Raw genomic sequence first — 22,985 nt, 5'->3', positions numbered from 1 at the left:
GTAGCCCCGGACAGCCATCCCCGGTCGCGCTCCGCATACGAATGTGTGTGGATGGTGACAGGCCGCCATTTCGTGGCGGTCCGATCGACCATCACCACCCTTATCTGGAAGGGCTCTTCCCCCATGCGTACTGCGCGCCGTGTCCTGACCGTCTCCGCCCTCTGCCTCCCGCTCGTGCTCGGCGGGGCGACCATCGCCTCCGCCGCCACCCCCGACAACATCCCCTCCCTGAACTACGACCACGGGGCGTTCTCCGTCGGCCCGAACGGCAGTGCCCTGCACATCACCGACGTCCAGTTCGGTCCTGACGGCGCCTCGTTCCTCGACGCCGCCGTCGCGGTGGGCCCCAACGGCGTCGCCGGCTACGCCACCGAGACCGGTATCGGCATCGGGGGCTGATCCCCGCCGCTCCCCCATGCCGGGTGCCCCGGGGCGGTTCGTCCCGGGGCACCCGCACGCCCGGGGCCGGGCCGCGCGGGGCGCGCCGGCGGGCCCGCGGCGCTCACCCGGCCCGGCGCGGGCTGACGAGCATGCGGATGTCGTCGGCCGCCCAGAGGACGAACCGTTCGGCCGGGACCACCCGGTGGCCCGGCACGGGCCGAAAGCGCAGGCGCTTGAGGAGGACGGCCAGCAGCAGTTCGCACTCGACCATGGCCAGGGCGGCGCCCTCGCAGCTGCGCGGGCCGAACCCGAAGGGGACCCAGGCCAGCCGCGCGCGTCCGGCCGCCTGCTCCGGGGTGAAGCGCTCGGGGCGGAACCGTTCGGGCTCGGGCCAGTGGTCGGGGTTCAGGTGGACGGCCCAGAACGGGTAGAAGACCACCGCCCCGGCCGGGACCTCGTACGCGCCGAGGGTGAGCGCCTGGGTGGTCTGGCGCGCGCCGTACGGGCCGGGCGGGTAGAGGCGCATCGACTCCTGGAGGACCGTCCGCAGGTACGGCAGGCGCCGCAGGTCGGCGTACCCGGGGGCCGCGCGGTCGCCGAGCACGCGGTCCAGTTCCCCGGTGACGCGTTCGGCCGCCCCCGGGTGGCGGCCCAGCAGGTGCAGGGTCCAGGAGACGGCCACACCGGTGGTGTGGTGGGCGGCGAGCATCGCCGCGAGGACGGTGTCGCGGATCCGGGCGGGGCGCTCGCCGGCCTCGACCAGTGCGCCGACCAGGTCGCTGCGGTCGGCGCGGGCTCCGTCGCGGTGGGCCGCGATCACCCGGTCGACCGTCGCGCGCAGGAGGGCGAGCGCCCGCGCGGTCCGCTCGGCGCGCTCCTGCGGGTCGACGGCGGGGGGCACCTGGTAGAGCCGTTCCAGGTAGTCGGCGAGCACCTCCTCGAAGGCGGCGGCGACGACGTCCGGGCCCTCCACCTCGCCGCCCAGGGCGTACGCGCAGATCATCCGCAGGGACAGGGCGGCCAGGTCCTGCTGCAGCGCGACGGCCTCGCCCCGCGCGCCCCGCGCGGCCCAGCGGTCCGCGAGGCCGGTGGCGAGCGCGGTGAGGCGGTCGAAGGCCTGCTCGTGCGAGGGGCGGCCGGCCAGGACCGAGAGCAGGGTGCGGCGCCACGGGGCGTGTTCGTCCGCCGGGAGCACTTGCAGGTTGCCGGCCTCGAACAGCGGGTCCAGGAAGGAGAACAGGCGCTCGGGGCGACGGTCCAGGTGTGCGGTGGCCTCCAGCAGCACCGGGTCGGCGACCGACACGGCCGTCTCGGCGCCGGGCAGCTGGAACCGCGCCACGGGGCCGTACTCGGCGTGCAGCCACAGCTGGTAGGCGTGCAGCCCGCCGGCCTGCGCGATGGCGCCGACCCCGCCGTCCGGCCGGGGGTCGGGACCGGGGATCTTCATCGGACCTCCTGGTGACGCATGGTCGGATCCGCCGCCCGGACGGTGGACACGGGCGGCGCAGCGCCGACGGCCGTGGGGACCAGGATCGCGCGGGAGCGGGTCCGCCGGCAGGTGGCGACACCGGATGAAATGGCCAGCGCTTGCAAGCAATCAGCGTGCACAACTATTGTGGTGTCACACAAATTGCACTTGCAATCATTCGAGAAGGTTTCCCCCGGCCCCGCCTCCGCCGACAGGAGTCCGCCCATGAGCACCACCCTCTTCACCCCCTACACCCTGAGGACCCTGACCGTCCCCAACCGCGTCTGGATGGCGGCGATGTGCCAGTACAGCGCCGCTCCGGACGGCGACGCGGCCGGAGCCCCGACGGACTGGCACTTCGCCCACGTCGCGGCACGCGCCACCGGCGGCACGGGGATGATCATCATGGAGGCCACCGCCGTCAGCCCCGAAGGCCGCATCACCCCCTACGACCTCGGGATCTGGAACGACACCCAGGTCGCGGCCTTCCGGCGGATCACCTCCTTCCTGACGGCACAGGGCACCGCGCCGGCCCTCCAGCTCGCCCACGCCGGCCGCAAGGCGTCCACCGAGCGCACCTGGATCGACCGCGGCCGCGCCCTCGCCCCGGACGAAGCCCACGGATGGACGCCGCTCGCCCCCAGCGCCCTCCCCTTCGCCCCCACCCGGACCAGGCCCGACGAACTCACCGAGGAGCAGATCCGCGGGATCGTCCGGCAGTTCGCCGACGCCGCCCGGCGCGCGCTCGACGCCGGCTTCCGGGCCGTCGAGATCCACGGCGCCCACGGCTACCTGATCCACCAGTTCCTCTCCCCCCACAGCAACCACCGCACCGACGCCTACGGCGGCTCCTTCGAGGGCCGCATCCGCTTCGCCCTGGAGGTCGTCGACGCCGTCCGCTCGGCGTGGCCCGAGGACCTGCCCGTCCTCTTCCGCGTCTCCGCGACCGACTGGCTCACCGAGAACCCGCAGGACGGCCGCACCGGGTGGACCTCGCAGGACACCGTCCGCCTCGCCGAGGAACTCCTGGCCCACGGCGTGGACCTGATGGACGTCTCCACCGGAGGCCTCGTCCCCGACGCCACGATCCACGCCGGACCCGGCTACCAGGTGCCCTTCGCCGAGGCCGTGCGCAGCGGGGCCGGCATGCCCGTGGCGGCCGTGGGCCTGATCACCGACCCCGTCCAGGCCCAGGACATCCTCGCCGCCGGCAGGGCCGACGCCGTCCTGCTCGGCCGCGAACTGCTGCGCGACCCGTACTGGGCGCGCCGCGCCGCCGCCGAACTCGGCGCCCGGGTCTCCACCCCCGCGCAGTACCACCTCGCGTAGCGGCGCCCCGGTACGGGCGGCCGGGGGCCCCGCGGTTCCGGCGGCCCGGTTCGCCGCGGAGGCCCGCCGGCCCCGCACACCCGTGACCAGCTCTTCGGGCACCGCGGCGGGGACCGCGGCACAGGGCGAACCGTCAGCGGGGGGCGGCCACATGGCCGAACTGTCGAACGGTGCGACGACCTGGGTGGCGGCCGGGGACAGCATCACACCCCCGGTCCGCCGGGCCCGGGGGTGCGGGCGGGCAGTTCGCGGGGACGGAGGACTTCGCGCGGTGTCGGACGGCGTTGCGGGCGGCGGTCGCCGGGCTCGCCGGTCCGGCGCCGCGGGTCGGTACGCGCGGACAGGTGCTCACGGCGGGCGACCACCTCGACGCGTACGTCCTGGAGTGGACGCTGCACCATCTCGGCCTGGCCGCGTTCCTGCCCGGGGTGCCGGGGCCGCCGGCGCAGGGGCTGCGGCGCTCGCGCGCGCTGCTGGAGGGGATCGCCGGGGCCGCGTTCCCCGCGTCGTTCTCCGACCGGGACGCACTGCTGGTCGGGACGGGACGGCGCGCCTCCACCGGTGCGCAGCGGGCCGCGCTGGGCGCTCTGGCGGGGCGGTTGCCGCTGGTCCTGGGCTGGGCGGCGGCTGGGCGGCGGCTGGGCGGCGTCGGAAATTTTTGTCGGGTCCCTGTCTAGTTCGCTTGCGTCCTGGTGTGGTGGGATGTGCCCGTCACGGGATTGAGGGCGCTGACGGGGGTGCGCGGTGAGGGGTGGACGGCTGTGCGGGCTGGACGGGGACGCGGCGCGGCTTGCCGCGGCGGGCCTGGTCCGGCTGGGTGCGCAGGAGTGGGTGGGCGACGCGGCCGGGGCTCCGGCGTGGCTGGGGCGGATGCGGGCGGCGTCGTTCGCGGACGCCTGGCTGGCGTTCGGCGAGCCGCCGGTGCCGGGGCTGCGGGTGCCGGCCGGGGAGGTCCTGCGGGCGCTCGCGTACCGGGCGGCGGAGCTGGTGCTCCAGGCCCGCGAGGGGGATGTGCCGGCGGTGCTGGAGTGGCTGGGCCGGCGGTCGGCGGAGGCCCGTGAGCAGGCGGGCCGGGCGGAGGTGACGCACCCGGCCGAACCGGCCGCGCTCGCCCTGGTGTGGCACGGCGTCCAGGCGGTCACCGCCGGCGAGGGGGACGGGGGCGGGGGCGCTTCGGCGGCCGGCCGGGAGGCGCACGGCCGGGAGGCTGAGGGCCGGGAGGCGCACGGCCGGCGTATCGACGAGCGGGGCGAGGCGTACGTCCGGGAGCGGCACCGCCGCCGGGACACCCTGGCGCTGATGCTGGCCTGTGCCCGGATCGCGGCCGCCGCGCTGGTGGAGTCGTGCGGCGGCGATCCGGGCCGGGTGGACGGGTGGCTGGAGGAGGACGCGGCCCGGTACATGGCGCTCGGCGGCCCGGCGCCGCTGTGGGTGCCGGGCCGGCCCGGGCAGCCGACGGGGTGAGGCCGGGGCTCGGCGGGACGGCGGCCGGGCTCAGCGGGCGGGGAGGCTGAGGGTGGCGTGCAGGCCGCCGCCGGGGGCGGGGGCGAGGCCGAGGTCGCCGTGGTGGGCGTCGGTGACGGCCACGACGATGGCCAGGCCGAGGCCGTGACCGCGGCGGGCGGGGTCGGACTGGGCGGTGCGGCCGCGACCCCGCAGGAAGGGCTCGGTGAGGGTGGGGACGGTCTCGGGGGCCAGGCGGGGGCCGGTGTTGGTGACGGCGAGCCGGACCCGGCCGGGGCGGTCCGGATCGGCCCCGGTGGTGACGGTGACGGATCCCCCGGTCGGCAGGTTGTGGCGCAGCGCGTTCTGCAGCAGGTTGACGGCGGCCTGGCGCAGCAGGACCGGGTTGCCGGTGGCGGGGGCGGGCCGGCAGTCGGTGGTGACGGTGACGCCCAGGGCGGCGGCCTCCTCCTGGACGGCGGCGAGGGCGTCGCGGGTGGTGCGGGCCAGGTCGAGGGGTTCGAGTTCGGGGGCGGTGTGGCCGAGGTCGGCGAGTTGGAGGAGGGCTTCGCTGATCTCGATGCCGCGCTGGTTGGTGTCCTGGAGCCGGGCGACGAGGGTGGTCCAGTCCTGGCGGGCCGGGTCGGCGGCGGCGACCTGGAGCATGGTGCGGGTGATGGCCAGGGGGGTGCGCAGTTCGTGGGAGGCGTTGGCGGCGAAGCGCTGCTGGGCGTCGAAGGAACGCTGGAGGCGTTCGAGCATCTCGTCGAAGGCGTCGGAGAGGTCGGTGAACTCGTCGCGGGGGCCGGCGAGGGCGATGCGGTGTTCGAGTGCTCCGCTCGCGGCGCGGTGGGCGGCCCTGGTGATGTCCTGGAGGGGCCGCAGGACGCGGCCGGCGATGAACCAGCCGCCGATCGTGCCGACGGCGGTGAGCAGGGCCAGGGCGTAGCCGGAGATGGTGAGCAGGGAGCGGAGGATCTCCTGGCGGGAGGGGGCGGAGAGGCGGTCGCGGGGGTTGGAGGAGGTGAGCGGGTAGTTGGGGATGTAGCGCATGCCGACGTAGACGACGGCCAGGCAGAGGGTGCCGGTGATGACGGCGAAGAGGGTGTAGCTGAGGGTGAGTCGCAGGCGGGCGGTCAGGCGGCGCGGTCGCGGCGCGGGGCGGGTGCGGGGCGGGGCGCTCACGTGGGGGTGCCGTCGGTGAGGCGGTAGCCGACGCCGGGCACGGTCTGGATCACCCAGGGTTCACCGAGTCGTTTGCGCAGGCCGGAGATGGTGATGCGGACGGCGTTGGTGAACGGGTCGGCGTTCTCGTCCCAGGCGCGTTCGAGGAGGTTCTCTGCGCTGATGACGCCGCCGCGTGCGGTCATCAGGACCTCCAGGACGGCGAACTGCTTACGGGAGAGGGCGACGTAGCGGCCGTCGCGGTAGACCTCGCGGCGGAAGGGGTCCAGGCGCAGTCCGGCGTATTCGAGGACGGGGGGCGCGGCCTGGGCGGGGCGGCGGGCCAGGGAGCGCAGCCGGACGACGAGTTCGGCGAGGTCGAAGGGTTTGGTCAGGTAGTCGTCGGCGCCGAGTTCGAAGCCGGCGACCTTCTCGTTGAGGCGGGCGGCGGCGGTGAGCATGAGGACGCGGCAGCCCAGGCGGTGCTCGACGATGGTGCGGCAGACGTCGTCGCCGTGGGTGCCGGGGATGTCGCGGTCCAGGACGACGACGTCGTAGGTGTGGACGGCGAGGCGTTCGAGGGCGGCGTCGCCGTCCGTGACGATGTCGCAGGCGATCGCCTCCAGGCGCAGGCCCGCCTGGACCGCCTCGGCGAGGTAGATCTCGTCCTCCACCACCAGGACCCGCACGCGCTGTTCTCCCGTCCCGCTCTTGCTGTCGTTGCCGTTGCCGTTGCCGTTGCCGTCCATTGGACACGAACGGGCCTATCGAAAACGTATCGGCTAGTGCAGACGTCCTGGTAACACCGCTTTTCCTCCCATGGTGTGGCCGCCGGGTTTCCCCGTCGCGGCGAAGTGACGAGCGCCGGGAGGCAGGGATGGACGGGACGACGCGCCAGGAGGCGACGCGGTGGCGGCCGGTGGGGGGCGGCCGGCGGGCGGTGGCCGTGGGCACCGGGGCGGTGGTGGTGCTGGCGCTGGCCGGCGCCTGCGCGGCCGCCGATCCGCCGGCGACCGAGGCGGCGCTGCGGACCCTGGCGGCCACCGTCGCGCCGTTCTCCTCCTCCCTCGCTCCGGGGTCCGGTTCCTCGGCGGGGGCGGACGGCGACATTCCCGACGGCACGACGCTGACCCCGTTCGACACCGGGGCGCCGGCGGTGGGCAACCTGGACGGACCGCTGCTGGCAGCCGTCCAGCAGGCCGCCGGGGACGCGCGCGCCCAGGGCATCGAGATGACCGTCACCTCGGGCTGGCGCAGCAAGGAGTACCAGCAGCGGCTGCTCGACAAGGGGGTGGCCAGGTACGGGAGTCTGGAGCGGGCCAGGCAGTTCGTGAACACGCCGGAGAAGTCGGCGCACGTCTCGGGCAAGGCGATCGACATCGGTCCGACCAATGCCGACTACTGGCTGATCCAGCACGGCGCGCGGTACGGGCTCTGCCAGGTGTACGCCAACGAGATCTGGCACTTCGAGCTGCTGACCAGCCCTGGCGGGACCTGTCCGGCCCAGTTGCCCGACGCGGCCGGGTAGGGGGCGTTCATGATCCGATCGCAGGAGGGGCTCGCGCCGGGGGCGGGGGCGGTCTCAAGGCCGGGAGCGGTGGCGGGGGCGGGACAGGGGACGGTGGGGGGCGCCTCGACGGGTGTCTCCCGCCCGGGCGGCCGTCGATGCCGTCGGCGGCGGCAGCGGCGCGAGCCGGTCGGGCGCTGGCGGCGCGGCCGTGTGGCCGCCGCCGTGGCCCTGCTGACCGCTCTCGCCCTGGCCGGTCACCGGCGGGTGCCGAGCCTGGGCGTCCAGCTGGGGAGCCTGTGGGAGAGCGCCCTGCCCTGGGCCGGTGTCGTGGTGCCCGCCGTCCTGCTCGCCGCCGCGCTGCGGCGAGCGCCGGTGCCGGCGTGCGCCGCGGTGGTGCTGGCCGCGGTGTGGGCCGTCGTGCTCGGGCCGGTGCTCGCCGGCGGCGGCCCGCCGCCGCCGGGGGGCGGTGCGGGCCCGGCCGGCGGTGCGGGCCTGACCGTGGTCACCCACAACGTGAGCGCGCAGAACCCGGACCCCGCCGGCACGGCCCGGGCGCTGCTCGCCGCCCGCCCCGACCTGGTCGCCCTGGAGGAGGTCACCGACGCCGCGCTGCCCGTCTACCAGCACGTGCTGGACGCCGAACTGCCGCACCGCACGCGGATCGGCACCGTCGCGCTGTGGAGCCGCTACCCGGTGACCGACGCACGGCGGCTGACCATCGACCCGGGCTGGAGCCGCTCACTGCGGGCCGAAGTCCAGGCCCCTGGTGGGCCGTTGGCCGTGTACGTGGTCCATCTCGCCTCCGTCCGGCTCAACGTCACCGGCTTCGCCACCGCTCACCGCGACCGCAACCTCGCCGCGCTCGGCGCCGCGCTGGACGAGGAGCCCCTGCACCGGGTGCTGCTGCTGGGCGACCTCAACACCGCCGCCGGGGACCACGCGCTCACCCCGGTCACCAGCCGGCTGAGCTCCGCGCAGGACAGCGCGGGCGGCGGCTTCGGGTTCACCTGGCCGGCGGTCTTCCCGCTGGCCCGGATCGATCACGTCATGACCCGGGGCCTGCCCGCCACCGCCGCCTGGACCCTGCCCGCCACCTCCAGCGACCACCTGCCCGCCGCCGCCCGGCTGACGGTGTGAGGGGCGTGCGGGCGGCGGGCCCGGGGGCGGCGGGCCCGGGGGCCGGTGTCAGGCGAGGAGGTCGGACTGGAGGGTGACCACCTGGCGGAAGGCCGCGTCCGGGACGCCGTCGGGGTTGGTCATGGTGACGACGGCGACGAGGTCGGAGGCGCAGAGGTAGGCGATGCGGGCGTTCGGGGTGCCCTTGGCGCCCTTCGCCGAGCTCTCCTGGGCGTCCAGGTGGACGCCCTCGACGGTGTCCCAGGCGCTGTGGGAGGTGCTCTTCGCGCCGGGCAGGGCATTGGGCTTGGCGTCGGAGCGCAGGGAGGAGAAGACGTTCCAGGACTCGAAGGAGGCGCCGAAGCGCAGCAGCCGGATCTGGGTGCGGGTGCCGTCGGAGGCCGTCCACTCCCGGACGGTGGCCGCCCGGCAGGCGTCCTGCAGGAGCAGCGCGCGGAGCTCGGCCGGGTCGCGCTGCTCGGCGAGGATCGCGTCGCAGGTGACCCAGTCGGCCGGAGCCTGGCCGGCGGGGGCCGTGGACGGGCTCGCGCCCGCCGACGCCGACGCCGACGCCGAGGCGGAGGCGGAGGCGGAGGCGGTCGGGCTCGGGGTCGCGCTCGCCGACGGGGTGCCGGTGGCCGAGGCGGTGGGAACCGGGTAGAGCGCCGGGGTGAGGCTGCCGCCGGCCTCCTTGGGGGCGGGCAGCAGCAGGTAGCGCAGGTCCGCGGCGTGCAGGGCGTTCTTGCCGCCCGTACGGTCCGGCGTGCTGCTGCCGGAGGGCAGCGGCGGCAGCGTCAGCGGCGGGAAGGTGTAGCGGCCGTCGCCCGGGGTGGCCAGGCCGGGCAGGTCGGTGCGCTCGGGGGCGGTGACGGCCAGCGCGGCACCGGTGCCCGCGAGGGCGAACACCAGGGTGGCGGTGGCCCAGCGCGCGGCCGCCCTGCGGCGGGCGCTGCGCCGGGCAAGGCGGGCCTCGTGCTCCTCGGGGGTCTCCGCGGCGGGAGCGGCGGGGAACTCGGCGAAGGTGCCCGCGGGGGTCTCGACGGCGGCCTCAGCGGGGGTCTCGGCGGGGGCGGCGGGTTCGTGCGGGGTTGCGTGGTCGGTCATGCGGACGCTCCCGGGCGGGCGAGGCGGTCGAGCTGCAGGGTGAAGAGGGCGACGATCCGGTCCTTGGGCAGCGGTGCCACGCCCTCGACGTTCATGACCACCAGGAGGTCGCCCTCGGCGGCCGAGCACTCCAGGTAGTCGATCGGCGCGGACGGCGGCGCCGGCATCAGGTAGCAGTGCGCCTCGGGGTGGCCCGGGATCTCCGGGCCGATCCGGAACAGGCCGGTGTCGCCGGTGAAGACCGCGGTGTACTCGTTGAGCTTCTGCACTTCCTGCTGGTTGAACTGGCGCAGCTTCAGGCCGACCACCAGGTCGTCCTCGCTGGTCCGGTACGTCCGCACGCCGGTGGCCTTGACGTGCAGGCCCTCCCAGTAGGAGCGGAGCTTGTCGCGCTTGTCCTTGGGGATCTGCTGGAGTTCGTCGTCCAGTTCGGCGGACAGGAACTCGGCGCCGAGTTCGGTGTCGTTGCCGTAGCCGCCCTCGTCCGGGCCGGGTTCGTAGCCGGCCGGGACGGGCAGCAGCAGGTCGCGCAGCGAACCGAAGTGGTTGCCGTTGGACTTGGCGCCGAACGGCGTGGCGGTCGCGGTCGGGACGGGCGCGGCGGACGGCCCGGCGGCGACGGCCGGGGCGGGGTCGTCGTACTGGGTCTTGATGATGCCGACGCCGATGGCCACCCCGGCCAGCGCCGCCGCTGCCGTCGCGGCGCCCGCGCGCAGCAGGCGGCGGGAGGCGGGGCGCGGGGCGGCGGGATCGGCGGCGGTCGGCGCGGCGGGATCGGCGGCGAACTGCTGCTCGGCGGCGGACTGTTCGACGGCGGCCGGGGCCGCCTCGGGGGCGGTCGGCGCCGGCGTGGCGGCCGGGGTCCCGGTCATGCTGTTGTCGGTCATACCAGCCGCTCCCATTGCTGCTTGGCGAGGTCCTTCACGACATCGGGGTTCACCGGCTTGGGGTCGAAGACCTCCACCACCATCGCCACCGTGCCGCGCTGGGCTACGGCCTGGCCGTAGTAGTACCGATCGGCGCTGTCGGCCCAGTACCTGGGTGCCTCGTCCACCCGGTAGCCGCCGTTGGCGCCGTCGGCGAACGGCTTCAGGTTGCGGGTGGTGCCGACGGCGTGCGTGGCGGCTTCGTTGGCGCGGTCCGGCGCGTACTGGACCAGCGACACGCGGTACCTGGTGTCGCCCTTCTTCCAGTCCACCTCGGCCGCGCGCCGGAAGCCCCGGGAGTTCAGGTCCTTGAAGTCGCGGACCGCGCTGTCGCTGTGCTCGGCGAACTCGCCGACCGACACCCAGCTCGGCTTGTCCGGGAATTCTCCCCAGGCGGCGCTGCCGTCCGGGGCACCGATCAGCAGTTTGAGCAGGTCGCCGTCGATGGCCAGCGGTTTGGGCTGCTGGGCGGCGAAGGCGGTCGGGTCGACCACCGCGGCCGGGTAGGACGGGCGCGCGACCTGGATCGGCGGCAGCGGCGTCGGCGGGCGCTGGGCCTGGACGGCGTAGCCGACGCCGCCGCCGGCCAGGGTGCCCAGCACCAGGCCGGACACCGCCAGCAGCACCGGGCGCGGGCGGCGCGGGGCGCGGGGCGCCCGCTCGGGGGCGGGCGGCAGGAGCTCGGGAGCCGGCGCGCCGGACGGCATTTCAGTGGTGAACTGCGGTGCGGAGAAAGGCAGTTCAGCGACAGGCGGTTCGGCGGCAGGCGATTCGGTGGCGGGCGATTCGGTGGGCGCGGTGTGGGGCTGCGGCGGGGAGGCGGGCGCCGGCGCGGTGCCGGGCGGGGGCAGCGCGGGTTCGGTGGTCACGGGGTGGCTCCAGAGGAGGGTGGGAAGGACGGCGTCGGGACGGGCGGCGGCGCGGGTTCAACCGCGTTCAACCGCGTTCAGCTGCGTTCAGCCGCCGGAGGCGAGCCACTCGCGCTGGCGCTTCATCAGCCCGCTCAGCAGCGCCTTGTCCGGTGTCCCCTTCACCTCGACGTCGATCGTGTACTGGACGTCGCCCTGGCTGGAGATGCCGGTCATCGAGCCGGTGTACGCCTGCTGCTTGGGCTTGTGCAGGTAGCCGTGGGCGTTCGGGTCGCCGTCGATGTCGATCGGGTCCTGCGACTTGAGGGTGTATCCCTGGACGAACTCGCGCGCCATCGAGGTGGAGCCGAAGCGCAGCAGGGTGACGGTGACCTCGGCCTTGCCGTCGGCCGTCCGGTACATCCGGGTGGCGCCCGACTGGTAGCCGTACGAGCCGAGGATGTCCATGATGCCGTCCTGCTTGCCGAACAGGTCGGCGACGTCGTCGTTGGTCATGGTCATCCCGTCCGCGGGCCCGTACGACTCGCCTCCGTCCGGGATCGGGAGCAGGAAGTAGCGCAGGTCGCCCTCGTGCTTGCCGCCGTTGACGGTCCCCTTGACGGTGCTGGCCGGCTTGGGGGTGGTCGGGGCGGCGGTGGGCGTCGGCACCGGTAGCGGGGTGGCGGAGGCCGTCGGGCTCGGACTGGAGGCGGTGGTGGTGGCCGGCGCGGGTGCGGCGGCGGCGGCCGGGCGGGTGTCCGGCCTGCCGACGGCGACGGTCACCGCGGCGCTGGTCGCCGTGACGGCGAGCAGGCCGGCGGTGGCCAGCGCGACGCCGACGGCGCGCGGCAGCCGGCGCGCGGCCGGTTCGGGTGCGACGGCGTGCTGCGGCGCAGCGTCGGGCTGCGGTACGACGGGGTGCTGCGGTACGACGGGGTGCTGCGGTACGGCGGCCGGTTCCGGCGCGGCGTCGGGCTGCTCCGGAACGGCGGCTGTTTCGTTTTCGGGCGCGGACAAGGAACTCCCCCGGGAAAATGTGGGATCTCGCGCACGGACTTCCTCGCAAACCGCTCCCCCGGCGGTTCTCCGGACCGTCCATCACGCGTCTCAGCAGGCATTATGAGAGACCGTTCGCATCACTGCCAACAAAGTTAATCGCCGCACTCCGGTCCAATACTCGATGAATCGGACACGTCGTGATGTAACCGCAACAGGCGGTCCTGACGTGGTACCGGGGTACCGTGCCCCCTCCGATGATCGGTCCGGGGTACCACGGATCGCGCCGGCGCCGCGCCTAGCGTGGAGTGTGAGGGAGGCCGGGACGGTCCGGCCCCGGAGCGTAGGGGTGAGCGATGATCGAGGCGCACCAGCTGACGAAGCGGTACGGGGAGAAGACCGCCGTCGACCGGCTCGACTTCATGGTCAAGCCCGGCACGGTCACCGGCTTCCTCGGGCCCAACGGTGCCGGGAAGTCCACCACCATGCGGATGATCGTCGGGCTGGACGCGCCCACCAGCGGCTCGGTGCGCGTCAACGGGCGCCGTTACGCCGCGCACGCGGCGCCGTTGCAGGAGGTCGGGGCGCTGCTGGAGGCCAAGTCGATCCACCCGGGGCGCTCCGCGTTCAACCACCTCATGGCCCAGGCGCACACCCACGGCATCCCGCGCTCGCGGGTGGAGGAGGTCGTCGAGCTGACGGGGCTGCAGTCGGTGGCGAGGAAGCGTGCCGGGGCGTTCTCGCTGGGCATGGGCCAGCGGCTGGGGATCGCGGCGGCGCTGCTGGGCGACCCGGCGACGGTGATGCTGGACGAGCCGGTCAACGGTCTCGACCCGGAGGGCGTGCTGTGGATCCGCAACCTCCTCACCTCGCTGGCCGCCGAGGGCCGCACCGTCTTCGTGTCCTCGCACCTGATGAGTGAGGTCGCGCTGGTCGCCGACCACCTGATCATCGTCGGGCGGGGCCGGCTGCTGGCCGACACCACCGTGCAGGACCTGGTCCGCCAGGCCGGCGGCGACGTGGTGAAGGTGGCCAGCGCCGATCCGGCCCGGCTGCGCACGGCGCTGGCCGGGCCCGGGGTGGAGGTCACCGGCCGTTCCGGTTCGGAGGAGCTCCTCGTCACCGGCCTGGCCGCGCGGGAGATCGGCCTGCGGGCCGCCGAGCAGGGCATCGCGCTGTTCGAGCTCACCACCCGCACGGTCTCCCTGGAGGAGGCGTTCATGGAGCTGACCAGGGACGCCGTGGAGTACCACGGCACCACCACCGCGACCGGGCCCGCCGCCAGTGCGGGTGCCGGCGCCGAGTCCCCGAGGAGCGCGGCATGAGCACCATCGCACCGAGCCAGACGTCCGCGGCCGCCGACCGGCGGCCCGCGCGCCCCGCCTACCGGGTGACGCCCGTGCGCGTGCTGCGCTCGGAGTGGGCCAAGCTGTGGTCGCTGCGCTCGACCTGGATCACGCTGGGCCTGGGCCTGCTGTTCCTGGTCGCGTTCGGGTTGATCGCCGCATTCCAGTTCAAGTCGAGGATCACCTCGGGGCGCCCGATGGATCGGGGGGACTTCGCCGACGCCAGTGCCCTGAGCCTGTCGCTGTTCGGCACCAACTTCGCGCAGCTGGCGTTCGGCGTCCTGGGCGTGCTGGTCGCCGCGGGCGAGTACTCCACCGGCATGATCCGCTCCACCCTGGCCGCGGTGCCGCGCCGGCTGCCGGTGCTGTGGTCCAAGGCGGCGGTGTACGGGGTGGTGGTGCTGCTGCTGGGCACCGTCGGGGTGTTCGTCGCCTTCGCGGCCGACAGCGGCATCCTCTCCGGTACCCGCGCGGCGATGACGTTCTCCGACGCCGGCGTCCTGCGCGGCCTGCTGGGGGCCGGGCTCTACCTCGCCCTGGTGGGCGTGATCGGTGTCGCGCTGGGCGCGCTGCTGCGGTCGGTGGCGGGCGGCATCTCGGTGCTGGTGGCCTCGCTGATGCTGGTCCCCGGCCTGATCTCGCTGCTGCCCTCGTCCTGGCAGGACCACATCAGCCCGTACCTGCCCAGCAACGCGGGCCAGGCGATGTTCGCCCTGCACCACGACGCGACCACGCTGTCGCCCGCCGCGGGGCTGGCGGTCTTCCTGCTGTGGACGGTGCTCGCCCTGGCGGGCGCGGCCGTGCGGCTGATGCGCAGCGACGCCTGAGGGCTGGGAGACTGCGTGGACGTCCCGGTGCGGTGCCCGTTCGAGTCGGGTGCCGCACCGGGCCCGTTTCGTATCCGTATCCGTTCCGGGGTGAGCTGGACGAAGGTGACGTCCGTTGCGGATGGGCTGGACGAAGGTGACGACCGTTCCGGACGAGCTGGACGAAGGTGACACCGTGAGCGAGCACGACACCGCCGTGGGGGCGGGGGGCGACCCGCTGTCGGGGTACCCGGTGTTCGCGCGCCTGGCCCGGCTGGGGCAGCGGGCGCGGCAGGCGGACCGCGACCACCCGTGGGTGCTGGACACCGCGGTGGTGGCCGCGGTCTTCCTGCTGTTCTGCCTGCCGGACCTGCTGCCCTTCCACGACGGCGGGGAGCGGGCGCGCGAGCACCGGATCGTCTTCGCCCGCCCGCCGCTGGCGGCGCTGCTGGCCTTGCAGGCGGGGCTGCTGCTACCGCTGCTGTGGCGCCGGCGGCGACCGGCGGCGGCGTTCGCGGCGGTCGCGGCCGTGTTCGTCCTGCAGTGGTCGCTGGGGGTGGCGCTACGCGCGGACGTCGCGCTGCTCGTCGCCCTCTACAGCCTGGCCCTGCACGGGAGCCTGCGGCACCTGGCGTGGGCGTGCGCGGCGATGACCGGCGCGTCGGCCCTGGTCGCGGTGGAGCTGTCCGGCGGGCTGCCGGTCGGGGACGCGCTGTTCTTCCTGTTCAGCGCGGCGACGGCGGCGGTGGCCGTCGGCATCGCGGTGCGCATCCGCCGGGCCCAGCTCGCCGGGCTGCGCGAGCGGGCGGCGCGGCTGGAGGTCGAGCGCGACCAGCGCAGCCGGCTGGCCACCGCCACCGAGCGCACCCGGGTGGCCCGGGAGATGCACGACATCATCGGCCACAACCTGTCCGTGATCATCACCCTGGCGGACGGCGGCGCGTACGCGACCGAGGCCTCCCCCGAGCGGGGCCGGGAGGCGCTGCTGCTGATCGGGGAGACCAGCCGCCAGGCGCTGGGCGAGCTGCGGCGCATGCTCGGTGTCCTGCGCGACCAGGGCGAGCAGGGCCCCGAGTTCACGCCGCAGCCGGGCATCGCCGACCTCGACGGGCTGTGCGCGCGCATCCGGGCCGCCGGGCCGCAGGTCGTGTACACCGCGCGCGGCGAGGTGGAGCGGCTGGACCGCGGGGTGCAGCTGATGGCGTACCGGATCGTCCAGGAGGCGCTCACCAACACCCTCAAGCACGCCGGGCCCGACACCCGGGCGCACGTGACGCTGGCCGCCGAGGGCGGCCGCCTGCGGGTGCGGGTGCGGGACGGCGGTCCGCCCGGCGGGGCGGTGCGCGGCGGTGCGGCGGGCGAGGAGGGGCACGGGCTCACGGGCATGCGCGAACGCGCGGCCCTGTACGGGGGCACCGTCACCGCCGGGCCCGGGCCCGGGGCAGGATGGACCGTGGAGGCCGTCCTCGACCTCACCCCCGACGGACCCGACGGACCCGGCGGCCCCGGCGCCTTCACCCCCGACCCCGACCCCGACCCGACAGGCGGCCTGACGTGACCACGGTCCTCATCGTCGACGACCAGCCGCTCCAGCGGTACGGCTTCCGGATGCTGCTGGAGAGCCAGCCCGGCACGGAGGTCGTCGGCGAGGCCGCGCACGGCGCCGAGGCCGTGCGCCTGGCGGCCGACCTGCGGCCCGACGTCGTCCTGATGGACATCCGGATGCCCGGCATGGACGGCATCGAGGCCACCCGGCGCATCGTCGCCACCGGCGGGCGCTCGCGCATCCTCGTCCTGACCACCTTCGACCTCGACGAGTACGCCCACGCCGCGCTGCGCGCCGGCGCCAGCGGCTTCCTCCTCAAGGACGCCCGCCCGGAGGACCTCCTGGCCGGGATCCGCGCCGTCTCCGAGGGCGACGCCGTCGTCGCCCCCGCCATCACCCGGCGCCTCCTGGACGCCTACGCCCACCACCTGCCCGTGCGCCCGCCCGGCACGGCCGCCGAGGACGATCCGCGGCTGAACGCCCTGACCGAGCGCGAGCGCGAGATCCTGGTCGCGGTCGGCCGGGGCTGGACCAACGGCGAGATCGCGCAGCGCCTGGTGCTCGCGGAGTCGACCGTCAAGACGCACGTCAGCCGGGTGCTGTCGAAGATCGGCGCCCGGGACCGGGTGCAGGCCGTGATCTTCGCCTACGACCGCGGCCTGAACCGGCCGAACCCGCCGGCCTGAGCCGTCCCGCTCCTGCCGTGGGGGCGCGGCGTCAGGGGCGCTTCTTCGGGGCGGCTTCGAGGTCGGTGGCGGCGGCGGCCAGGATGGCGCCGAAGACGTGGGCGATGACGGGCTTGCCGACCCGGCGGGCGAAGGCCGCGCCGACGAGGGGGATGGGGAGCGCGAAGCCGGTCGTCCAGACGACCAGGGTGCCCTCGGGGACCTCCTCGAAGGTCATCCGGCCGAACTCGTGCCGGGCCGGCGGGAAGCTGCGGTCGACGGTGTAGTCGAAGCCGTGCGGGGCGTTGTAGGCGGTGATCCGCTCGTTGAACCAGCCGATCAGCCAGGTGTGCAGCCGCACGGCGCCCACCCCGTAGGGCGCGCCCTCGCCGGGCCGGGCCAGGCGCGCCCTGAGCACGAACGGGGAGCGGGTGTAGTTGGTGCTCGTGGCGCACCAGTCGAACACCTCGGCGATCGGCGCCGCGATGACCCGTCGCACGGTCACGGTTTCCATGGCTCGTCCCTCTCCTGCAGCGGGGGGCGCGGGTGTCTGCCGCGCCCTGTTCACCGATGAAGACCGGGCGCGGGCCGAAACCGTGACATCGGGCGGGGGCGTCCTCGGGGGTGGCGGTGTCGGGCGGGTGGGCGGCGGGGAGGGGGCGGGGTGGGGCGCGAGGCTTCCGTGGAGTGGGGGGCGCTGCACCGGCGGTGTGCGGTGGGTGTGGTGGCGGGGGTGGCGGTGCTGGGGGGCGCGGCCGGGCCGGTGGTGTGGGCGGGGTCGCAGGATCTGCCGGGCGATCGGCGGTGGTGGCTGGTGGTGTGCGGGGTCGCGCTGGTGGCGGCCGTCGGTGCCTCGCTGCCGCTGCTGCGTCGGGTCTCCACCACCGACTACGTCGTCTCCTGTGTGGCGCTGGTGCTGCTGCTGGTGCTCGCCCTGGGCGCGGTGTTCGCGGCGGCGCAGGCCGCCTACGCCGTCCGGACCAGGCTGCACGAACCGCCCGGCGTCACGGCCACCGTGACGGGCTGCCGGACGACGGGCCGGGAGCTGGACGACCAGAACCAGGGCCGCGACATCTACGGCTGCACGTACCACTGGAGTGCCGGCGGCCGGGAGTTCAGCGAGGAGCGGCCCACCGGGAAGCTGTATCCGGACGGCCACGAGACCAGGGTGTGGCTCGCCGGCGAGCGGATGATCACGGGCCGGCCGAGCCTGCTCGGGATCCCGCTGTGGATCGCGCTCGCCCTGGCCGGGCTGGTGGGCACGGTCCGGTTCGCGATGGCCCTGGCCTGGAAGGCCCGCGAGGTGGGCCTGCGGCGCTAGGGGGTGGCCGGAATCCGGGGTGGCGGGTGCGGCGCTCTGGCAGCATCGGGCGGATGGGGCAGCGGGAGGGGATCGGGCGGCGCTTCGTGGTGGGCGCGGGGTACGCGCTGTACCGGGGGCCGTTGGCGGACAGTACGTCACATCGGCACGCCGCGTTCCAGGTTGCCGTCGCGGCGGCGGGCGGCGAGGTGACGATCGTGGACGGGGCCGGGGTCCGCCACCGGGGTGCGGCGGTGGTGGTGGCGCCGATGGTGTGGCACCGGATGGCGCCGGTCCGGGAGGTGTCGGCGTTCTTCGTCGATCCGCACTGCGCGTTCGCGGACCGGCTGCGGGCGGGGTGCGGTGACGGTGTCACCGTGGCACCCCAGTGGCGGGACCTGGTGGAGGAGGACCTGTGTCCGTCCGGGGTGCTGCCGTCGGCCGAGGTGGACGTGCGGCTGTGGGCGGCGATGGAGGCGCTGACGGACCACCGGGTCGCGCTGCCGGGGCTGGCGGCGCGGGTGGGGCTGTCGCCGCAGCGCCTGCGGGCGCTGGCGCGGCGGCAGTTGGGGGTGCCGCTGGCGCGCTGGCGGATCTGGCGGCGGCTGGCCCGCGCCGCCGACGCGCTGGGCGAGGGGCGCACGCTCGCCGAGGCGGCGCTGGCGGGCGGCTTCGCGGACCAGGCGCACTTCAGCCGGCAGATGCGGGAGATGACGGGGCTGACGCCGTCCGCGGTGCTCCCGGTGCTGCGCGCCTCGGGCCGGGCGGGTGCCTCGGGCCCGGCGTAGCCTCGTCCGCATGTGTCTGATGGTGTGGATCGGAACCGAACAGCCCGTGCTGCCAATCCCCTGCACCGCCGGTCCCCGGCTCGGGACCTGCTACTGCGGGGTTCGCGAGATCGCCGCCGACGCGCCCGTTCGAGCCCGCTTCACTTCACCGCACGTGACCTACGTCGGCTCGCACGAGGGCTGCGGCTGCGGATTCAACAGCTCCCGGTTCGAGTGGGAGGGGTTCACCGACACGGCCGACGCGATGGCGCTCGTCGACGCGATGCGGGACGAGGAGCGCGAGGAGTTCCTCGCTCAGAAGCACTCCCGGGAGTTCCTGGCGGCGCTGGTGTCCGCGGCCCTCCCGCACGGGACGGTCGACATCTACATGTGCTGGGCCGGGGACGAGGACGAACCGCCCGACCGCGTGGAGAGCATCGAGACACGCCGGCTGACGGAGCGTTTGACCCCGCTCCAGGAGCGGGTGAAGTACACGACGCCCGGCTGAGCAGGAGGCGCGGGCCCGCCGGCGTACCCGTGGTCACCGGTCGCACGGGGAACCCGACGGGCGACCTACGCGCGGCGGGCGACGTAGAACGACAGCGAGCCGGTGAGCGTGGAGACGGTCTCGGTCTCGCGCACGCCGTGGAAGCCGGCCTCGGTGATCAGCCGGGGCAGGATGCCGTCGGCGTTGGGCTGGGTGTCCTCCTTGCCGTCCGCCAGTTGCACGATGCGGAACGCCAGGCGCATGGCGGCCGTGCGCTGGCGTCCGAAGTCGGCGATGACGAGCTTGCCGCCGGGGCGCAGCGCCGTGTGCATGGAGGCGAGGACGGCCTGTTTCATGGGGATGGGGCACTGGTGGAGGACGAGGCTGGAGACGACGGTGTCGGCCGTTTCGGCGCCCACGAGGTCGGCGACGGCGTCGCCCATGCCGATGTGCCATTCGGGGGTCACTCCGGCGGCGGCGGCCTTGCGGCGGGCCACTTCGAGGGTGGTGGGGTCGGGGTCGACGCCGATGACGCGGGCGCGGGGTTCGACGCGGCCGAGGAGGACGGCCAGTGAGCCGGTGCCGCAGCCGACGTCGAGGATCACGTCGTCGGGGCGGGGGGCCACGTGCATGGCGAGCAGGCTGCGCCACAGGCGTTCGCGGGTGAGGGAGACGATGGGGTCGTAGAGGCGTACGGGGCCGAGGCGGCCGGCGGCGGGGGTGAAGGCGCGATCGGTCATGCGGGTCAGTGTCGGCCGGGGGGTGTGGTGGCGTCTTGAACGAATCGCTCGCCGGGCGGGGCGGGTTGGGGTTTCCGGGCCGGTTGCGGGGCCGGTTGCGGGAGTCGGGTTCCGGCCCTCCGAGGGCACATAGAAAGTCTATCGACATATGACGTTGGATGACTTATCGTGATCGTCGCGGTGGTCCGGCGCGGCCGGCCCGCCGCGACCACCGTTCGGCCCTGCGAGAGGACCTCCGTGCCCCGTCGTTCCCGCACGTCCACAGCACTCGGCATCGGCGCCACCGCCGTGGTGGCGCTGGCCCTGGCCACGCCGCCCGCCCTGGCCGGGCCCGCGGCCACCCCCGACCCGGTGCCCTCCCTGGTGGCCGGTCAGGACACCGCCGCCCCACAGCTGGTCACCGGCCTGGCCGAGCCGGCCGTCGGCAGCCCCGCCGACGCCGCCCGCGCCCACCTCGCGGCCCACGCCGACCGCTACCACGTCGACCCCGGCGAGCTGGCCGAGGTCGGATCCGAGAGCACCGCCGACGGCCGGCGCACCGTCAGGTTCGAGCAGCGCCACGACGGCGTGCCCGTGTTCGGCGCGCAGTACCTGGTGCACCTGACGGGCGAGGGCGCCGGGCAGCGCGTCGAGTCGGTCGGCGGCAAGTACTTCACCGGCCTGACCGTGCCGACCACCGCCACCGTCCCGGCCGCCGCCCTGCGGGACCTGGCGCTCGGCTCCGTCCAGGACCCGAAGGCCCGGGCCGCGGCCACCGCCGAGGACCACGGCCTGGTCGTCCTGCCGGACGGCGCCGGCCGGCTCGCCCAGCGCTTCACCGTGCACGCCGCCGACCCGGCGACCGGGGCGCCGGCGGCCCGCGAGGTCTTCGTGGACGCCACCGTCGGCGTGGTCGCCCTCGCCTACGACACCCGCGCCCCGCTCCCGACGGGCGGCAATGCCGGGAGCACCGCCGCCGGAAGCACCGCGGCCGGCCTCGAACCCGCCACCGGGACCGCGCCGGACGCCCACGGCAACTCCGCCAAGGTGAACATCGCCCGCCTGCCGGACGGCAGTTACCAGCTCACCGACCTCACCCGGCCCGCCACCATCACCACCTACGACGCGGGCGGCCGGGACGAGATGGACTTCGGCGGCGGCATCCCCGCCGACCTCCCCCCGGCCCACTCCCCCGGCCCGGACTTCCCGGCCTCCGCCGGCACCAGCGGCGCCACCGACGCCAGCGTCAACGCCGGTATCGTGTACGACTTCTACCACGACCGGTTCGGCCGCAACGGCCTGGACGGCAAGGGCGGCGCGATCACCTCCGTCGTCAACGTGACCCAGGACGGCGCCCCCTACGCCAACGCGTACTGGGACGGGAAGAAGATGGTCTACGGCAGCGGGGGCCCCAACTACTACCCGTTCTCCGCCGCCCTCGACATCGCCGGGCACGAGATGACCCACGGCGTCATATCGAACACCGCCGACCTGGCCGGCATGGGCCAGGCCGGCGCGATGAACGAGGGCATCGCCGACTACTTCGGCAACGCCATCGAGGTCACCGCCCGCGGCATGTCCATGAACGACCCGGCGGCCGCGCTGCTCGGCGAGAGCAAGTGCCGCACCGGCACCCCGCAGGCCTGCGCGGACCGCCGGATGGACGACCACCGCACCACCGTGGACGACTACCTCGGCGGCACGGTCGACAACGGCGGACAGCACCTCAACGCCACCATCTTCAGCGGCGCCCTGTGGGACGTCCGGCGCACCCTCGACCCGCTCACCGCCGACCGGGTGGTCTACCGGGCGCTCACCGCCTACCTCACCCCGCTCGACGACTTCGTGGCCGGGCGCAACGCGGCCCTGGCGGCCGGCCGCGACCTCGGCCTCAGCCCCGCCCAACTGCGCACCGTGGCAGCCGCGTTCGACGCGCACGGGATCAAGGCCGGCTGGGAGAGCCGGATCGGCATGGACAGCCGCACGCTGGCGCGCAACCTCTCCTACTCGATGGCGCCCCCGGCCGCCGGCGGCGGGCACTGGGTGGCGATGGCCCCCGCCCCCGACCCGGTCAAGGGCACGGGCGGCACCCGCCCCGACACCACCGCGCTGTACGCCGGCTCCACCACCGGGCGCGGCGCCCCCGTCCGGCTCAGCCCCGACGACGGCCGCTACCACAGCTGGCCCGCCACCGACGGCACCACCGCCGTGTGGAAGGCCATCGGCACCACCGCCCAGAACCACAGCCGCGAACTGCTGGCCGCACCGCTGTCCGGCGCCGGCCCGGTCCGCAGCCTGTTCCTCGCCGACGGGACGGAGCCCGGCAGCCCCCAGGTCTCCGGCGGCGACATCGCCTTCACCGTGAACGACTTCACCACCCACCGCACCAGCATCCGGCTGTCCCACGACGGGGCCCCCGCGGTCGAACTGCCGCTGGCCGACGGGCACCACCCGGACGACCTCACCCTCAAGGACGGCTACCTCGCCTGGACCGAGTCCTGGCAGGACGGACAGCAGTACGTCACCGCGCCGACCGTCTACTCGATCGCCGCCGGCAAGGTCACCGCGCAGTACACCGCGCACGCCGCTCCCGGCGCCGCCGCGAGCACCGCCTCCTCCGCCCGGCTCGCCGGCGGACGGCTGCTGTGGCTGGACACCCCCGACGGCGCGACCGCCCGCGCCTCCATCCGCTCCGGCGCCCTGGACGGCTCCGGCGTGACCGAGGTGCTGGCCGCCGACTCGCCGAACGCCCCGACGCGCGGCGGCAGCCTCACCGCCTCCGACCAGGCCGTCACCTACAAGGTCGAGGGCACCAAGCCCGCCGGCGGCTGGACCAACGCCGCACTGCCCAAGCTCTGGCAGCTGCCGACCGGCGGCGGCACCCCGCAGCGCCTCTCCTGCGACCGGGGCGGCCAGGACCAGCCCGCCGCCGACCAGGGCACCCGGGTGGTCTGGCTGGACTCCACCCCCGGCCGCACCGACCTGGTCGTGCGCGACCGCGCGGCGGGCACCTGCTGACCGCCTTTCCCTGACCCCCACCCCCCAGGGGTCCGGCCCGGCACGG

At 75.1% G+C, this 22,985-nt stretch carries 22 protein-coding genes and 1 pseudogene; 14 read left to right on the top strand and 9 right to left on the bottom strand.

The features are described 5' to 3' along the window. Positions 1–123: 123 nt before the first annotated feature. Complete coding sequence (locus tag ACIOGZ_RS22265; protein WP_363589091.1) at positions 124–399, top strand: hypothetical protein; 276 nt, start codon at positions 124–126, stop codon at positions 397–399. Between the two features lie 103 nt (positions 400–502). On the opposite strand, the gene ACIOGZ_RS22260 is transcribed toward ACIOGZ_RS22265, so the two are convergent. Next, on the bottom strand, positions 503–1,828 hold the full coding sequence (locus tag ACIOGZ_RS22260) for a cytochrome P450 (RefSeq protein ID WP_400986884.1): 1,326 nt from the start codon (positions 1,826–1,828) through the stop codon (positions 503–505). Positions 1,829–2,074: 246 nt separating this feature from the next. On the opposite strand from ACIOGZ_RS22260, the gene ACIOGZ_RS22255 reads away from it, so the two are divergent. From ACIOGZ_RS22255 to ACIOGZ_RS22245, 3 genes and pseudogenes are all read left to right on the top strand, one after another. Further along, a complete protein-coding gene (locus tag ACIOGZ_RS22255; RefSeq protein WP_400986883.1) occupies positions 2,075–3,178 on the top strand; it encodes an NADH:flavin oxidoreductase/NADH oxidase in 1,104 nt (367 codons plus the stop codon). A 299-nt stretch (positions 3,179–3,477) separates the two neighbouring features. Beyond that, positions 3,478–3,795: pseudogene (locus ACIOGZ_RS22250) on the top strand (maleylpyruvate isomerase); the annotation flags it as partial. 127 nt (positions 3,796–3,922) lie between these two features. Next, positions 3,923–4,642: a hypothetical protein gene (locus tag ACIOGZ_RS22245; RefSeq protein WP_400986881.1), complete on the top strand. Its 720-nt coding sequence runs from the start codon at positions 3,923–3,925 to the stop codon at positions 4,640–4,642. Between the two features lie 30 nt (positions 4,643–4,672). Here ACIOGZ_RS22245 and ACIOGZ_RS22240 read toward each other — a convergent pair whose 3' ends face one another. Beyond that, positions 4,673–5,806 carry a HAMP domain-containing sensor histidine kinase gene (locus ACIOGZ_RS22240; protein WP_363589083.1) on the bottom strand — a complete coding sequence of 378 codons (1,134 nt, stop codon included), beginning with the start codon at positions 5,804–5,806 and terminating at the stop codon, positions 4,673–4,675. Next, the gene (locus tag ACIOGZ_RS22235) at positions 5,803–6,474 is read right to left on the bottom strand and encodes a response regulator transcription factor (RefSeq protein ID WP_063353004.1); all 672 of its coding nucleotides are present in this window, start codon (positions 6,472–6,474) and stop codon (positions 5,803–5,805) included. Before ACIOGZ_RS22235 ends, ACIOGZ_RS22240 begins: the two co-directional genes overlap by 4 nt. A gap of 188 nt (positions 6,475–6,662) precedes the next feature. On the opposite strand from ACIOGZ_RS22235, the gene ACIOGZ_RS22230 reads away from it, so the two are divergent. Beyond that, entirely contained in the window at positions 6,663–7,313 is a 651-nt protein-coding gene (locus ACIOGZ_RS22230) for a M15 family metallopeptidase (RefSeq protein WP_363630991.1), read from the top strand. Positions 7,314–7,505: 192 nt separating this feature from the next. Next, positions 7,506–8,432 carry an endonuclease/exonuclease/phosphatase family protein gene (locus tag ACIOGZ_RS22225; protein WP_363630990.1) on the top strand — a complete coding sequence of 309 codons (927 nt, stop codon included), beginning with the start codon at positions 7,506–7,508 and terminating at the stop codon, positions 8,430–8,432. A 48-nt stretch (positions 8,433–8,480) separates the two neighbouring features. Here the strand turns inward: ACIOGZ_RS22225 and ACIOGZ_RS22220 are convergent, their stop codons facing one another. The 4 genes from ACIOGZ_RS22220 to ACIOGZ_RS22205 all read right to left on the bottom strand — a co-directional run bounded on the left by ACIOGZ_RS22220 (position 8,481) and on the right by ACIOGZ_RS22205 (position 12,306). Continuing rightward, on the bottom strand, positions 8,481–9,515 hold the full coding sequence (locus ACIOGZ_RS22220; protein WP_363630989.1) for a hypothetical protein: 1,035 nt from the start codon (positions 9,513–9,515) through the stop codon (positions 8,481–8,483). Beyond that, entirely contained in the window at positions 9,512–10,402 is an 891-nt protein-coding gene (locus tag ACIOGZ_RS22215; protein WP_363589075.1) for a hypothetical protein, read from the bottom strand. The genes ACIOGZ_RS22220 and ACIOGZ_RS22215 overlap by 4 nt, the downstream gene beginning before the upstream one ends. Further along, positions 10,399–11,310 (bottom strand): hypothetical protein, encoded by a 912-nt coding sequence (locus ACIOGZ_RS22210; protein WP_400986878.1) that lies wholly within the window; start codon positions 11,308–11,310, stop codon positions 10,399–10,401. The genes ACIOGZ_RS22215 and ACIOGZ_RS22210 overlap by 4 nt, the downstream gene beginning before the upstream one ends. A gap of 87 nt (positions 11,311–11,397) precedes the next feature. Beyond that, on the bottom strand, positions 11,398–12,306 hold the full coding sequence (locus tag ACIOGZ_RS22205) for a hypothetical protein (protein ID WP_400986876.1): 909 nt from the start codon (positions 12,304–12,306) through the stop codon (positions 11,398–11,400). A 335-nt stretch (positions 12,307–12,641) separates the two neighbouring features. On the opposite strand from ACIOGZ_RS22205, the gene ACIOGZ_RS22200 reads away from it, so the two are divergent. The 4 genes from ACIOGZ_RS22200 (at position 12,642) to ACIOGZ_RS22185 (ending at position 16,669) form a co-directional block, all read left to right on the top strand. Then, the gene (locus tag ACIOGZ_RS22200; protein WP_363589069.1) at positions 12,642–13,610 is read left to right on the top strand and encodes an ATP-binding cassette domain-containing protein; all 969 of its coding nucleotides are present in this window, start codon (positions 12,642–12,644) and stop codon (positions 13,608–13,610) included. Beyond that, positions 13,607–14,458 (top strand): ABC transporter permease, encoded by an 852-nt coding sequence (locus tag ACIOGZ_RS22195; protein ID WP_363630983.1) that lies wholly within the window; start codon positions 13,607–13,609, stop codon positions 14,456–14,458. The genes ACIOGZ_RS22200 and ACIOGZ_RS22195 overlap by 4 nt, the downstream gene beginning before the upstream one ends. Positions 14,459–14,579: 121 nt before the next feature. Further along, positions 14,580–15,995, top strand: coding sequence for a sensor histidine kinase (locus ACIOGZ_RS22190; RefSeq protein ID WP_400986874.1), 1,416 nt, complete (start codon positions 14,580–14,582; stop codon positions 15,993–15,995). Then, positions 15,992–16,669 carry a response regulator gene (locus ACIOGZ_RS22185; RefSeq protein WP_400986872.1) on the top strand — a complete coding sequence of 226 codons (678 nt, stop codon included), beginning with the start codon at positions 15,992–15,994 and terminating at the stop codon, positions 16,667–16,669. The genes ACIOGZ_RS22190 and ACIOGZ_RS22185 overlap by 4 nt, the downstream gene beginning before the upstream one ends. A gap of 31 nt (positions 16,670–16,700) precedes the next feature. On the opposite strand, the gene ACIOGZ_RS22180 is transcribed toward ACIOGZ_RS22185, so the two are convergent. Continuing rightward, entirely contained in the window at positions 16,701–17,162 is a 462-nt protein-coding gene (locus tag ACIOGZ_RS22180) for an SRPBCC family protein (protein ID WP_363586832.1), read from the bottom strand. Between the two features lie 219 nt (positions 17,163–17,381). Between ACIOGZ_RS22180 and ACIOGZ_RS22175 the strand changes: the two genes are divergently transcribed. The 3 genes from ACIOGZ_RS22175 to ACIOGZ_RS22165 are packed head-to-tail and all read left to right on the top strand — an operon-like array spanning position 17,382 to position 19,223. Beyond that, positions 17,382–17,969 (top strand): hypothetical protein, encoded by a 588-nt coding sequence (locus ACIOGZ_RS22175; protein WP_400986871.1) that lies wholly within the window; start codon positions 17,382–17,384, stop codon positions 17,967–17,969. A gap of 53 nt (positions 17,970–18,022) precedes the next feature. After that, positions 18,023–18,736 carry an AraC family transcriptional regulator gene (locus ACIOGZ_RS22170; protein WP_363586830.1) on the top strand — a complete coding sequence of 238 codons (714 nt, stop codon included), beginning with the start codon at positions 18,023–18,025 and terminating at the stop codon, positions 18,734–18,736. Positions 18,737–18,746: 10 nt separating this feature from the next. After that, positions 18,747–19,223: a hypothetical protein gene (locus ACIOGZ_RS22165; protein WP_400812080.1), complete on the top strand. Its 477-nt coding sequence runs from the start codon at positions 18,747–18,749 to the stop codon at positions 19,221–19,223. Between the two features lie 65 nt (positions 19,224–19,288). On the opposite strand, the gene ACIOGZ_RS22160 is transcribed toward ACIOGZ_RS22165, so the two are convergent. Beyond that, the gene (locus tag ACIOGZ_RS22160) at positions 19,289–19,942 is read right to left on the bottom strand and encodes a class I SAM-dependent methyltransferase (protein WP_063352855.1); all 654 of its coding nucleotides are present in this window, start codon (positions 19,940–19,942) and stop codon (positions 19,289–19,291) included. Positions 19,943–20,179: 237 nt separating this feature from the next. Here ACIOGZ_RS22160 and ACIOGZ_RS22155 point away from each other — a divergent pair, with 237 nt between their 5' ends. Continuing rightward, positions 20,180–22,939, top strand: coding sequence for a M4 family metallopeptidase (locus tag ACIOGZ_RS22155; RefSeq protein ID WP_400986869.1), 2,760 nt, complete (start codon positions 20,180–20,182; stop codon positions 22,937–22,939). Positions 22,940–22,985: the final 46 nt, after the last annotated feature.

Source organism: Kitasatospora sp. NPDC088160 (assembly GCF_044741445.1).
GTDB lineage: Bacteria > Actinomycetota > Actinomycetes > Streptomycetales > Streptomycetaceae > Kitasatospora.
Note: the sequence above shows the minus strand (reverse complement) of the source record. Positions and strands in the feature narration are given on the sequence as shown.